This window comes from Sedimentitalea sediminis (genome assembly GCF_042687825.1).
In the GTDB taxonomy this organism is placed as follows: Bacteria; Pseudomonadota; Alphaproteobacteria; order Rhodobacterales; family Rhodobacteraceae; genus Sedimentitalea.
Window position 1 is genome coordinate 103,177 of record NZ_JBHUQE010000002.1, and the last position, 13,371, is coordinate 116,547.

Consider the following 13,371-nt stretch of genomic DNA (forward strand, 5'->3'; position numbering starts at 1 on the left):
GATTGCAACCCTGCCGGCGTCGGGTATCCTTGCCCCAGAGGCCGCGAACGGTCCAAGACAGGACGGGAATCACTGATATGAGCAGACTCCTTGCGGCACTGGCCGCGCTTTGGCTGATCGCCGGCGCCGGCGCCGCCGCCGCGCAGAATTTCAGCGGACTGGCCCGTATCGATGCCGCCAACAGCCGGATCTCCGAGACCGGACGGGATGGCGTGCAGATCGATCTTTTTCTCAGCCAGGGCGTGCCGTACCGGCTGTTCACACTGACAGAGCCGCCGCGGCTGGTCCTCGATTTTCAGGAGGTCGACTGGACCGGTCTGGACCCCGACTTTCTGCTGGCGACCCAGCGGTTGCAACGTGTGCGGTTCGGCACCTATGTGCCGGGCTGGTCGCGTATGGTGGCGGAACTGGCAGCCCCGATGGGCGTCCGCGCGGCCGGTGTGCAGCTGGACCCGGTAACCGGGGCGGCGCATCTGACGGTGCAACTGTCGCCGGTCTCGGCCGAGGTCTTTGCGGCGCAGGCCGGCGCGCCCCACGATCCGCGATGGGATCTGCCGACGCCTGCCGCCTTGCCTGCACCCGCGGTCCGTGACGCCGATGCACCACTGCTGGTGGTTCTGGACCCGGGCCATGGCGGTATCGATCCGGGGGCCGAAGCCGGGTCGGTCAACGAAAAGTCGCTGATGCTGCAATTTGCGCGGGAATTGCGCGAGCAATTGTTGCGCAGCGGTGGGTTTCAGGTGGTGCTGACCCGCGACAGCGATCATTTCGTGTCGCTGGAACAGCGGGTTGCGATCGCGCATCGGGCCGGTGCCGACGTGTTTCTGTCCTTGCACGCGGACTCGCTGGCTGAGGGGCTGGCGCATGGCGCCACCGTGCATGTGCTGTCGCGCGACGCCTCGGATAAGGCCAGCGCCAAGCTGGCCGAGCGCCATGATCGCGGCCAGCTGCTGTCGGGCGTCGATCTCAGCGATACCGATGACCAGGTGACCGGCATTCTGCTGGATCTGGCCCGCCAGGAAACCCAGCCCCGCACCGAGGCGCTGGCCCAGGCGCTGGTCGAGGGCATGGCCCATGCCGGCGGGCCTATGAACCGTCGTCCCCTGCGCCGCGCGGCGTTTTCGGTGCTCAAGGCGGCGGATATCCCCTCGGTTCTGGTCGAGATCGGCTTTCTCAGCAGTCCCCGCGATCTAAAGAATCTGCGCGATCCGCAATGGCGCGCGGAAATGGCATTGGGCATCCGCAACGGCCTGTTGGCCTGGCGTCAGGCCGATCTGGCGATGCGCCCCTTGCTGCGGCAATAGGCGCCACTGTTCACAAAACCTGAACAGTCCGGTCAATCTTGTACCATTGTTTATGAAAAGCGTACGCCCTGCTTCATTCTTTACCCTTGGTTAACGATGCAATGCTTTGAAAAAGATAATAAAAATTTTAGATTCTGGGCGGCAACAAGGTTCGATGACTTGGCGCCGGATCATCTCCGGGCTAACCTAAGAAACCAGTTCAACTAAATATGACCAGATCAGGACAGTACATGATGGAATCCGTTCGAACAGCACTCTCCACCGGCGCTTTGTCGCTGGCGGTTCTTTTTTCGGTTCAGGGCGAGGCCCAGGCCGCCACAATGTTTTCGTCCTCTGCCACGGTCGGTACGGTCGACCGGGTCGCGACGTTTGACTCGCTGACATCGAATGGCATCGATCTGAGCACCTATACCGAGGCATCCCTGTCCGTCACCGTCAGTGACGTCACCTTTCAGGGCTTCTCGGCGTTTTCGCCGAATGACTCCCGGACAACCGGATTTCACTATGGCAGCGGCGGCAACGACGACTTTGTGACCATCAAGGGCACGGACGGAGCGGTCTTTACCGCGCTGGATTTCCTGCTGGGCGATGGTCAGAGCGGCACGACGACCAATGTGCGCTGGCAGGCCTATCGGGGCGGTGTGCTGACCGGTTCCGGCACTGAAAGCAACATGGCGCGGGGCACCGTCATGGGGTGGTCGGACATCGATGGCTTTGACACGCTGCTGGTGGCGGCAGCCCGAACAGTGGATCAGCCCGGTTTCGGCAATCACCAGTCGGTGGCCATCGACGATCTGCGCGCCCAGGTGGGGGTGACACCGGTGCCGCTGCCGGCGGGTCTGCCGCTGATGATCGGCGGTCTGGCGGCATTCGGGCTGTTGCGGCGTCGCCAACAGGCCTGACGCGAACATATCTGACAGAGGAAGGCGGGGTGGTGCGGGGGCGCCGCCCCGCATGTTTTTTGTCCTTGCCCCTGCGACAGATGGCGCGAAACCGCCGTCTTGTGTTTTGACCCTCGGGGCCGGCACCCCTATATAGAGGACAGCGCGCCAGCAGAGGCCATCATTACGTGACCCGGTTCATCTTGTCATTCTTCGGAGCGATCTTCACGCTTCTGACCTTGGGTATTGCCCTGATTGCGCTCACCATCGGCGCAGTATTCTGGATCTATGGCCGGGACCTGCCCAGCCATGAATCGCTGGCGCAATACAAGCCGCCGACGATCAGCCGCATCTATTCCGGCGAAGGCCACATGATCGACGAGTTCGCCCAGGAGCGGCGTCTGTTCATGCCCGCCGACGAGATCCCCGATCTGGTGAAACAGGCGTTCATCTCGGCCGAGGACAAGAATTTCTACAGCCACAAGGGCTATGACACCCGAGGTATCGCCGCCGCCGCCATCGAGGCGGTGCGTTCGCGCGGGCAGAACGTGCGCGGCGCCTCGACCATTACCCAGCAGGTGATGAAGAATTTCCTGCTGTCCGGTGACCGCCGTATCGAGCGCAAGATCAAGGAAATCATCCTGGCCGCGCGGCTCGAGGAAACGCTGGACAAGGAACAGATTCTCGAACTGTACATGAACGAGATCTTTCTCGGGCAGAACTCCTATGGCGTGGCGGCGGCCAGCCAGACCTATTTCAACAAGACCCTGGCCGAACTGGCCCCGCACGAGGCGGCGTTTCTGGCGTCGCTGCCCAAAGCCCCCAGCGACTATCACCCGGTGCGCAAGAAAGACCGGCTGATGGCGCGGCGCAATTTCGTGCTGAAAGAGATGTACGAGAACGGGTATATCGACGCCGCAACCTATGAGACCGAGGTCGCAATGCCGTTGCGGTCGGTGCAGAACGGCGATTTCGAGAGCTTTCGTACCGCGCTGCCGCCGCGCGACTATTTCACCGACGAGGTGCGCCGTCAGCTGAGCGAGGATTTCGGCGAGGGCGAGTTCTTTACCGGCGGCTTCACGGTGCGCGCCACCATAGACGAAGAGATGCAGAAGGTCGCCGCGCAGGCGCTGCAGGCGCAGCTGGAGACCTATGACCGCGGGCTTGGCATCTGGCGCGGCGCCGAAGACACGATCGATGCCGATCAACTGGGCGACGAGGCCAGTTGGCGCGCGGCGCTGGCGAGCGCCGATGTGCCCCGCGATGTGCATCTGCACGGGCGCTGGTATCCGGCGGTGGTACTGGAACTGCGCGGATCGGATGCGCGCATCGGTATCGAGGACGTGGCCGAGGATGAAGACGGTCACTGGATCGTCGCCAAGGACGTGCAATGGGCGCGCAAGCGGCACAGCGACGGCACGCTGTCGCGCAAGGCCAAGGTGGCGGGCGACCTGTTGTCGGTCGGCGATGTGGTTCTGGTGCGCAAGATGACCAATGACGCGGATGGCGCGTTCATCCGCTGGACCCTGCGCCAGGTCAGCGAAGTGCAGGGCGGGTTCATGGCGATGGACGTGAACACCGGGCGCGTGCTGGCGATGCAGGGCGGGTTCAGCTATCAGGATTCGGTGTTCAACCGCGCCACCCAGGCGCAGCGCCAGCCGGGGTCCAGTTTCAAGCCCTTTGTCTACGCCGCGGCACTGGACAGCGGTTACAGCCCGGCCACGATCGTCGTGGATGCGCCGATCGAGATCAACACGCCGCAGGGCCTGTGGCGGCCGCGCAATTCCACGAACAAGTTTTATGGTCCGACGCCGCTGCGCACCGGTATCGAACAGTCGCGCAACCTGATGACCATCCGTCTGGCGCAAGAGGTCAGCATGCCCGTCGTGGCGCGCTATGCTGAAAAGTTCGGCGTCTATGACGAGATGGGGCCGTACCTGGCCAACGCGCTGGGGTCCGAGGAAACCACGCTGTACAAGATGGTCGCCGCCTATGCGATGTTTGCCAATGGCGGCGAGCGTGTCGAACCGACTCTGGTCGACCGTATCCAGGACCGTTACGGCAAGACCATCTACCGCCATGACAAGCGCGATTGCGTAGATTGCGCTTCCGCCAGCATTGCGCCGAACCAGATCCCGCGCATCGTGTCCAACCGCGAACGTGTGATGGATGCGATCACCGCTTATCAGCTGACGTCGATGATGAAGGGGGTGGTCGAGCGCGGCACCGCCAGCGGCGCCGTCAAGCTGCCGGTGCCGACCGCCGGCAAGACCGGCACCACCAACGAAGCGCGCGACGTTTGGTTCATCGGCTTTACCAGCAACATCGTTGCCGGCTGCTATATCGGTTACGACCGGCCGCGCCCGCTGGGGCGGCGCGCCTATGGGTCGTCCCTGTGCGGCCCTGTGTTCCAATCCTTTATGACCAAGGCCACCGAGAAGTACGGCGGCGGTCCGTTCGCGGTGCCGCCGGGCGGGCATTTCATCAAGATCGACCGTTTCACCGGCGGGCGCCTGCCGGATGACGCCAGTGGCCCCTACGTGGTGGCCGAATATTTCCGCGATGGCATCGACCCGATCTTTGGCCTGACCTACGATGGCGGCTTTGCCATGGGATCGAACCTGCCGCTGTTCGAAGAGGTGCAAAGCGGCGGTCGCCAGGTCAAGACGTCGACCGGTGGCACGGCCGTTGTTGGGCCCAAAGCCACTTTTGGCACGATCAGCTCGGGCGGCCTGTACTAGCAGATAAAGGTGGCCGCGCCTGCGGCTCTGTATTCGGACGGGGGCGCTGGTTTCGCCGTCAGGTCCGCCCGGCGATCCGGCGGTGGAAACCGCTGCCTTCACCCGTTCCGGTCATCCGCCATCGGTCGCCCGTGATCCATGACCGACACATGGCGCCATGCGCCGGGTCGCTGGGTTCGGCAGGGTCAAGAAAACGTCGATTGTGTTATCTTTGCCGGTTCCATTTTTTATTAACTTGCGATTAATCTCTGATCCATTGACGTGTGTTTTATTGATGGAGAGATTTCGATGGATGTCATTGGTACGTTTCAATTCGTGGATTCGGTTGCCCAGCATGCCACAGCCCCCGAGCTGTCCGGCGCCACCTATGTGAAAACCATTCAGGTCAACGGTGTGACCTATGTGTATGTCGCAGGCGAAAGTGCGCACGGAATCCAGGTGCTGAAAATCGCCGCTAACGGCACACTGACGCCGGTGATGTCGATTGCCAACAGCACTGCCGTCGAACTGCACAGCGTTGTCGGGCTGGATGTGGTCAAGGTGGGCAACGAGTATTTCCTGGCCGCTCTGGCCTATGGCGGCAGCGCCATTTCGATGTTCCGTATTGACGATGACGGGGTCGGCACCGATGGTCATCTGATCCACCTGGACAGCTACCGGAACTTTCCCGGCACCGGCGAGCCGACAGCCGCGCAGGGGCTGGTCAGCAATCCGACCTCGATCGACAGCGTCAAGGTGGGCGGCAACACGTTCTTTGTAACTTCAAGTTACAGCAGCGATGCCTTGTCGGTCTACAAGGTGGGGCCGACCGGGGTGCTGACCCTGACGGACTCGCTGAAAGATGTCGAAAAACCCGGCTATCAGCTGGATCAGCTCTGGGCGATGGACACGCATGTGATCGGCGACAAGACCTTTGTGATCACCGGATCCTACGGCGGCGATGACGGGTTCAGCGTGTTCCGTCTGACCAATGCCGGCAATCTGGTCGATGTGCAGAACGTCACCTTTGCCGAACAGCGCTCGGTCCGCGACGTCACCGCGCTGGAAATCGACGGCAAGCATTACGTGGTTCTGGCCAACAGCAACGGCTATGACATGCTGATCTATCGCATGGCGCCCAACGGCACGATGACCCATCTCAGCACCACGGACATGAACGCTAAGTACAAGCTGTGGGGCTTTCAGAATGTCGAACCCCTGACCGTGGACGGGGTGCAGTATCTGCTGGCCACGTCGGGCGCCAACGACACGCTGGCGGTGTTCTCAATCGACGCGGCCGGCGTGCCGACCCTGGTGCAGTCGATCACGTCTTCGGTCGAACTGGACAATGCCGATGACATTCATGTCCAGCAGATGGGGTCGCGCACATTCGTGTTGGTCACGGCCAAGAGCGGCAACCGTGTGGCGGTCTATGAGATCGGCGCCAATGACGATCCGCTGGTCGGGACCAACGGGGCCGATCGCATCGTCGGGCAGAACGGCGATGACGATCTGGTGGGCCGGGCCGGCAAGGACCTGCTGTTGGGGGGCAATGGCGATGACGTGCTGTCGGGCCACCGGGGCAACGATATCCTGCAGGGCGGCAACGGCTTTGACGTGCTCAGCGGCGGTCGCGACAATGACATCCTGGAAGGCGGAGCCGGCCCGGATGTGCTGATCGGCGGCGGCGGTGTCGACCAGATCAGCTATGCCGGTTCGGCGCAGGCGGTTACCGTCAACCTGGCCACCGGTCAGGCCTCGGGCGGTGATGCCGCCGGCGACATCTTTTCGCAGATCGAAGGTATCATCGGCTCGGCCCATGCCGACACGCTGATCGGAGACGCCGGGCGCAACAACATTCGCGGCGGCAATGGCAATGACAGCGTGACCGGCGCCGGCGGCAACGACATCCTGAACGGGCAGGGCGGTCACGACACGGTTATGGGCGGGGCCGGCAATGACCGGCTGATCCTGGGCGGCGGCAATGACACCGGCAATGGCGGTGACGGCAATGACCGCATCGACGGCGGCTCCAAGAACGACATCCTGATCGGTGGCGCCGGCAATGACGATCTGAACGGGGGCGGCGGCCGCGACCGGCTGGTCGGCGGTTCGGGCGATGACAGCCTGAATGGCGGCGGCGCCAATGACGTCTTTGTCTTTGAAACCCTCCATGGCGGCGACACAATCGAGGATTTCAACGTCAACGGCGATCGCATCGATCTGTCCGGGCATAGCGGGTTCAACAATTTCTCGCAGGTGCTGGCGGGATCGTTCGAATTCATGGGCAACACGGTGATCGGCGGCGGTGCCAATTCGATCCAGTTGATCGGCGTGGCCAAGGCCGATCTTGGCGCCGACGACTTTATCTTCTGACCCGGATCCCGGGCCCTTTCCTGGCACCAAATTTCGGACCCGTCCCTTTCTTGGGGCGGGTCTTTTTCCGGCGTCGCTTGCCCGCCTGCCGGTGCTGGTCTATCACCGGCACTTACAGATCACATGGCAGGACTATCATGCGCGCCGAAACCCAGAATACCGTCGCTGAAATCGAGAAATCGCTGAACCTGCTGGCGCAGCGGATGGATTGGGACACCGCGGCCCACCGGCTGGAGGAGTTCAATGCCCGTGTCGAGGATCCGAACCTGTGGGACGACCCGACAGCGGCGCAGAAACTGATGCGTGATCGGCAGATGCTGGTCGATGCGATGGAAACCTATGAGACCATCCGACGCGATCTGAACGACAATGTCGAGATGATCGAGCTGGCCGAGATGGAAGAGGACGAAGAGGTCGCTCGCGAGGCCGAGGCGGCGCTGAAATCGCTGGCCGTGAAGGCCGCGCAGAAAGAGCTGGAGGCGCTGCTGGACGGCGAGGCGGACGGCAACGACACGTTTCTGGAGATCAATGCCGGGGCCGGTGGCACCGAAAGCTGCGACTGGGCCAGCATGCTGGCGCGCATGTATGTCCGCTGGGCGGAAAAACAGGGCTACAAGGTCGAACTGCAATCGGAAAGCGCCGGCGACGAGGCCGGGATCAAGTCGGCAACCTACAAGATCAGCGGCCAGAATGCCTATGGCTGGCTGAAATCGGAAAGCGGCGTGCACCGGCTGGTGCGTATCAGCCCGTTTGACAGCGCTGCCAAACGGCACACCTCGTTCTGTTCGGTCTGGGTCTATCCGGTGGTCGACGACAATATCGAGATCGAGGTGAACCCCGCCGATATCCGCATCGACACCTATCGCAGTTCGGGCGCCGGCGGGCAGCACGTCAACACCACCGATTCCGCGGTGCGGATCACCCACCATCCCACAGGGATCGTGGTGACCAGTTCCGAGAAATCCCAGCACCAGAACCGCGACATCGCCATGAAGGCGCTGAAATCGCGCCTGTATCAACTGGAGCTGGACCGGCGCAACGCGGCGATCAACGAGGCGCACGAAAGCAAGGGCGATGCCGGCTGGGGCAACCAGATCCGATCCTATGTCCTGCAGCCCTATCAGATGGTCAAGGATCTGCGGACCAATTTCGAGACCAGCGACACCAAGGGCGTCCTGGATGGCGATCTGGACGGGTTCATGGCTGCCACACTGGCGCTGGACGTTNGCACGTCAACACCACCGATTCCGCGGTGCGGATCACCCACCATCCCACAGGGATCGTGGTGACCAGTTCCGAGAAATCCCAGCACCAGAACCGCGACATCGCCATGAAGGCGCTGAAATCGCGCCTGTATCAACTGGAGCTGGACCGGCGCAACGCGGCGATCAACGAGGCGCACGAAAGCAAGGGCGATGCCGGCTGGGGCAACCAGATCCGATCCTATGTCCTGCAGCCCTATCAGATGGTCAAGGATCTGCGGACCAATTTCGAGACCAGCGACACCAAGGGCGTCCTGGATGGCGATCTGGACGGGTTCATGGCTGCCACACTGGCGCTGGACGTTTCCGGCAAATCGCGCGCCGAGGCGCAGAACGAGGGATAGGTGCGCGCGCGTGCGTTCAACGTGCAAACCACAGTTGCGCGGGATCAGGTGGCCCGGACAATCCAAGGCAACTATGATATGACATTTCGGCGGGATGGCGGGCGATGAAGAGAACCGCGCCTGCCCTGTTACCGGCGCGCCGAACCGCGCATCGGGCTAGGATGGAGGAGAGGCACATGCAGAGGAGAGGTGCAGAGTGAGCGAACTGAAACATGGCGTGCCGAAACTGGCGCCGGCAGACGGCGATATCCTGCGCACAGCGCTGGCCCGAGGCTGGCAGGACTTCCGCAATGCACCGTTTTTCGGTCTGGCCTTTGCCGGATTCTATGTGTTGGGCGGCTGGCTGATGACCTGGGTCACGGCGCAGACCGGAACGACCTATTGGCTGGTTCTGGCGGCGATCGGCTTTCCCCTGATCGGTCCCTTTGCCGCGGTTGGCCTTTATGAGGTGTCGCGCCGGCTGGAGCTGAAGGAGCCGCTGGACCGATCGGCGATTTTCGGCGTGGTGCTGAAACAGGGCCGGCGCCAGTTGCCGTCGATCTGCGCCATCATCATCGTGGTTTTCCTGTGGTGGTTTTTTATCGGACACATGATTTTTGCGCTGTTCATGGGCCTGTCGACGATGACCAATGTCTCGACCTCTTTTGATGTCTTTCTGACCGTCAACGGGATCACCATGCTGCTGGTTGGCACTGCGGTCGGGGCGCTGTTTGCGCTGCTGCTCTATATGATCACGGTGCTGGCCCTGCCATTGCTGCTGGATCGCGAGGTGGATTTCGTCACCGCCATGATCACCAGTTTCAAATATGTCCTGGCCCACCCGGTGCCGATGCTGGGATGGGCAATCATCATTGCCGCTGTGACTTTTGCGGCGCTGATCCCCTGGTTTGTCGGATTGTTCCTGGCCTTGCCCCTGTTGGGGCACGCAACCTGGCACCTTTACGACCAGCTGAAAATCGACGAGCCCGCCGAGACTGACACTGAGATCGAAGCGGAAGTCGGTGCCTAATCGTCCTGTTCGCGCCCGGCAGAGACAAGCCGGGCGCGCAGGCTGACTGCGGCCGGATCCCCCTGTTCCAGCGCATAGACATAAGCATGGGTGAGATAGAACCCGGCCGCGTCCGGGTCGGGCGCGGTATCTGCGGCCTCGGTATACAGCTGCACCAGTGCACGACGATCGCCGCGTGCATGCGCGGCCAGAAGCCGAGCTTCTAGATCGCTCATTCGGCGGCGTGGGCCTGCTGGCGGTGATGCTGCATCCTGCCGGCAACCCAGTCGTGAAACAGATGCGTCGGCCCGTCCATCGCCGGCGAAAAGCGTCCGCCGTCAAAGCCCGGCGCACGGCGTCCGCGCTGCATGCCCTGAACCACAAAGATATCCTCTTCGAACACCGTCTTCCATTGCTGGGCGTTTCGGGCGCGCAGCCCCTCGTCGGTGGCGGGCTGGGTATAGTAGAGATGCACCTGCTCGATCGTGCGATCCGGCGCCATCGGCACCAGGATGATCGCAAAGGCGTGGTCGCGATGCACGCCCAGCAGAACATTGGGATAGGCGGCGATATATTCCGCCGCCGTGTCCCAGCGCGCGGACAGATCTGGGAAATCGGGAAAGACCTGGCCGTTTTCGTTGGTGATCTGGCGATAGACCCGCGTGCCCTGGCCGGAAAATGCTCCGGGCTGTTCGATGTGATAGTGATCTTCCAGCCGGGAATAGCTGTTCAGACCCGGATGCACCCAGGGCAGGTGGTAGCTTTCGCAATAGTTTTCGACCGCCAGTTTCCAGTTGCAGGCGACATCCAGCTGAAACCGGCTTTCGGCGCCGCCGTGAAACAGCGGCCTGTCGAACTCGGCCCAGCGGGCCATCAGATCGGACATCGCCACGTCAAAGGCCGGTGCGTCGCCCGACAGGTTGATCCACACCACGTCGAACCACACATGGCTGCGCACCTCGATCAGGCCCAGCGTGGCGCGGTCGATGCCGTCATGCGTGTTCTGCCCCGGTCCGCCCACATGCGGGGTGCTGACCAGGCGGCCGTCAGTGGCATAGCACCAGCTGTGATAGGGGCAGCGTATGGCGCCCTCGATCTTGCGCGGCGCCTCGACCAGGATCATGCCGCGGTGGCGGCAGGTATTCTGAAACACCCGCACCGCGCCCTGCTTGTCGCGGATCAACAGCAGCGGCATGCCGAGAAAGCTGATCGGCACCGCATCGCCCGGTTCCGGCACGTCCGCCGCCACGGCCAGCCCGGCCCATTGGCTGGCCAGCAACGCCTGTTTTTCTTCGTCAAAGACGCCGGCATCGGTGTAATGCGCGTTGGGCAACCCTTGAGCGCGGTCGATTGGACGGCGCACGGCGGAAAGATCGGTGGCGGTTCTAGAAATGATCCTCTCCTCATCTGGTCGGTTATTCCTAACCAGACAGGGGCGTCTGTCCGCTCTCTCAGCGACGCGAGTTTTCTCACCGCGACATTCCGGGTCGCTTTCGTCGGCAATCAGCGAAAGGCTTCGTCCGGTTGCAGCAATCGGCGGTGAAACGGCGGCAGTTCGGCGTCGGTGCGAAAACCGGCGCCGCGGGCGGCTTCGAGGATGGTCTTTCGGTTGTTGCCGAGATGTTCATAGACCATACGGGCGGCGCGGACAGCGGTGGCGCTTTCGCGCATCGTCCGCGTGACGTAGCCGACCCAGTAATTGTTCTCGAACGAGGGCACGCGGGCGAGATAGTTGAACGAACTGGTCATTGCCTTGCGGCGCGAGATCATCAGCGCGATGCCATCCTCCTGGCGGATCGCATAGCCCCGGAATTCGCGGGTGCGGGCATCGGTGGGCAGGCCCTGCATCTGCATGGCCTGGCGGGCCTCATAGCCGCGCACATAGGTGTGTCCGCAATTGCGGAACACATAGACCAGTCCGACGACAAAGCGCGCGTCGTCGGTAAAACTGCGCCGGGAAAAACGGTACAGGCCGCTTGGAAACAGGTCATGCGGGATGTCGCGAATGCCGGCACCGACAAAGTCCGACAGGATCGGTCCGCTCAGGACCGGCCGCGCGGTGACCAGGCTGTCGACCGGATCCAGCAGGATTCGCGCATCGACATTGAAGAAATCGCATATACGGTCCAGAACATCGGGACGCGGAAAGCTTTCGCCAGAGAGATAACGATTGAACTGGGTACGGTTGATGCCAAGCTGGCGGGACAGCTCGGAAACCGATGGGTAGCGTTTGGACAGAAGGCGCAGGTTGGCTCCGAACATGTTGCGCAATTCCGCCGGGGATCGTACCGGTCTGGACATGACCGCTCCAGTCTTCGTGATCGTTTGCATTTCGCCGGTCCCAGGGTCCTGTTTTGTTATTATTGTTCTTCGAGGGAACGTCGCGTGATCTGACGCCGGTTGGCGTCAGCCATGGTTCCATCCGGGGTCAAAAGGCTACTCGCTTGGTCGCAAAAAGCAAGGGTGCGACCCGGGATAATCCATGACTGTGGCTAAAGTTTTGCCCCAATCTTCCCGGTATCAGGTGTGAATGGGAAGGTATAATGCTCGGTTTAGTCATGTGGAGCGACAAGCAGTACGGCAAGGCGGTGATCTGGTGCGAAGATCACGGCGATCTGGCGTTCTATCGGCGGGACAAGGAGGATCCGGTGGTGCTGACCGCCGGCGATTGGGTCGAGTTCGACGAGGCTTGTCGCAGCGAGCTGCGAGTCGCCGAGAATCCGCGGTTGGTGAACAACGAGGGCGGAGCGATGGCGCCTGTGGCCACCAGCCCCTGCGATATGCCGCCAAAGCCCGGGCGCGAGCGCATCGACTTTGCGCCGATGCGCCGCATCTTTGACCTGCGGCGCGCCGAAGAGTTCCGCGAATTGGGCCTGTGCCGCGCCGAAGCCTGAGCCTTATTCGCCGCGCGACAGGGCGGCCACGCCGGTACGGGCGATCTCGGCCAGACCCAGAGGCCGCATCAGATCACCAAAGGCATCGATCTTTTCCGGCGCACCGGTGATTTCAAAGACAAAGCTGTTCAGGGTGCTGTCCACGACGCTGGCGCGGAAGATATCCGCCAGTCGCAGGGCTTCGACCCGCTTGTCGCCTTCGCCGACCACTTTCAGCATCGCCAGTTCGCGCTCGACCGACGGGCCTTCGACCGTCAGGTCGTGAACCTCGTGCACCGAGATGATCCGCCCCAGCTGGGCCTTGATCTGTTCGATCACCTGCGGCGTGCCGGTGGTGACGATGGTGATGCGGCTGAGATGGCCGGTATGATCCACCTCGGCCACCGTCAGGCTTTCGATGTTATAGCCGCGCCCGGAAAACAGCCCGATGACGCGCGCCAGCACGCCGGGTTCGTTCTCGACCAGCACCGCCAGCGTGTGGCTTTCGTTCTGATCCGAAAAGGTGGGGCGCAGGTTATAGGCCGAATGCTTGGTCGCGCCTTTCTTGATGTGTAGTGCAGACATGTTCATGTTCCTCGATCTCGTCTCGTGCGCCGGTCGGA

General features: G+C 62.3%; 12 protein-coding genes. 8 read left to right on the forward strand and 4 right to left on the reverse strand.

The genetic code is table 11. From position 1 onward, the window contains the following. Positions 1-77 precede the first annotated feature (77 nt). The 7 genes from ACFMPD_RS02210 to ACFMPD_RS02240 all read left to right on the forward strand — a co-directional run bounded on the left by ACFMPD_RS02210 (position 78) and on the right by ACFMPD_RS02240 (position 9,896). Positions 78-1,304, forward strand: a complete 1,227-nt coding sequence (locus ACFMPD_RS02210) for an N-acetylmuramoyl-L-alanine amidase (protein WP_380991352.1) — start codon at positions 78-80, stop codon at positions 1,302-1,304. 230 nt (positions 1,305-1,534) lie between these two features. Beyond that, positions 1,535-2,206 carry a VPLPA-CTERM sorting domain-containing protein gene (locus tag ACFMPD_RS02215; RefSeq protein WP_380991354.1) on the forward strand — a complete coding sequence of 224 codons (672 nt, stop codon included), beginning with the start codon at positions 1,535-1,537 and terminating at the stop codon, positions 2,204-2,206. Positions 2,207-2,373: 167 nt separating this feature from the next. Next, a complete protein-coding gene (locus ACFMPD_RS02220; RefSeq protein ID WP_380991356.1) occupies positions 2,374-4,926 on the forward strand; it encodes a penicillin-binding protein 1A in 2,553 nt (850 codons plus the stop codon). A gap of 288 nt (positions 4,927-5,214) precedes the next feature. Beyond that, positions 5,215-7,281 (forward strand): beta-propeller fold lactonase family protein, encoded by a 2,067-nt coding sequence (locus ACFMPD_RS02225; protein ID WP_380991358.1) that lies wholly within the window; start codon positions 5,215-5,217, stop codon positions 7,279-7,281. Between the two features lie 137 nt (positions 7,282-7,418). Beyond that, a complete protein-coding gene (gene prfB, locus ACFMPD_RS02230) occupies positions 7,419-8,570 on the forward strand; it encodes a peptide chain release factor 2 (RefSeq protein ID WP_380991360.1) in 1,152 nt (383 codons plus the stop codon). Continuing rightward, positions 8,534-8,887: a peptide chain release factor-like protein gene (locus ACFMPD_RS02235; protein WP_476463227.1), complete on the forward strand. Its 354-nt coding sequence runs from the start codon at positions 8,534-8,536 to the stop codon at positions 8,885-8,887. Before prfB ends, ACFMPD_RS02235 begins: the two co-directional genes overlap by 37 nt. Before the next feature lie 196 nt (positions 8,888-9,083). Further along, positions 9,084-9,896 carry a DUF2189 domain-containing protein gene (locus ACFMPD_RS02240; protein WP_380991362.1) on the forward strand — a complete coding sequence of 271 codons (813 nt, stop codon included), beginning with the start codon at positions 9,084-9,086 and terminating at the stop codon, positions 9,894-9,896. On the opposite strand, the gene ACFMPD_RS02245 is transcribed toward ACFMPD_RS02240, so the two are convergent. From ACFMPD_RS02245 to ACFMPD_RS02255, 3 genes are all read right to left on the reverse strand, one after another. Continuing rightward, the gene (locus tag ACFMPD_RS02245) at positions 9,893-10,111 is read right to left on the reverse strand and encodes a hypothetical protein (protein WP_380991364.1); all 219 of its coding nucleotides are present in this window, start codon (positions 10,109-10,111) and stop codon (positions 9,893-9,895) included. The genes ACFMPD_RS02240 and ACFMPD_RS02245 overlap by 4 nt on opposite strands. After that, positions 10,108-11,268, reverse strand: a complete 1,161-nt coding sequence (locus ACFMPD_RS02250) for an aromatic ring-hydroxylating oxygenase subunit alpha (protein WP_380991717.1) — start codon at positions 11,266-11,268, stop codon at positions 10,108-10,110. The genes ACFMPD_RS02245 and ACFMPD_RS02250 overlap by 4 nt, the downstream gene beginning before the upstream one ends. Before the next feature lie 110 nt (positions 11,269-11,378). After that, the gene (locus ACFMPD_RS02255; protein WP_380991366.1) at positions 11,379-12,176 is read right to left on the reverse strand and encodes a helix-turn-helix domain-containing protein; all 798 of its coding nucleotides are present in this window, start codon (positions 12,174-12,176) and stop codon (positions 11,379-11,381) included. Positions 12,177-12,418: 242 nt separating this feature from the next. Between ACFMPD_RS02255 and ACFMPD_RS02260 the strand changes: the two genes are divergently transcribed. Continuing rightward, complete coding sequence (locus ACFMPD_RS02260; protein ID WP_380991368.1) at positions 12,419-12,769, forward strand: hypothetical protein; 351 nt, start codon at positions 12,419-12,421, stop codon at positions 12,767-12,769. 3 nt (positions 12,770-12,772) lie between these two features. Here ACFMPD_RS02260 and ilvN read toward each other — a convergent pair whose 3' ends face one another. Next, positions 12,773-13,333 carry an acetolactate synthase small subunit gene (gene ilvN, locus ACFMPD_RS02265; protein WP_380991370.1) on the reverse strand — a complete coding sequence of 187 codons (561 nt, stop codon included), beginning with the start codon at positions 13,331-13,333 and terminating at the stop codon, positions 12,773-12,775. Positions 13,334-13,371 lie beyond the last annotated feature (38 nt).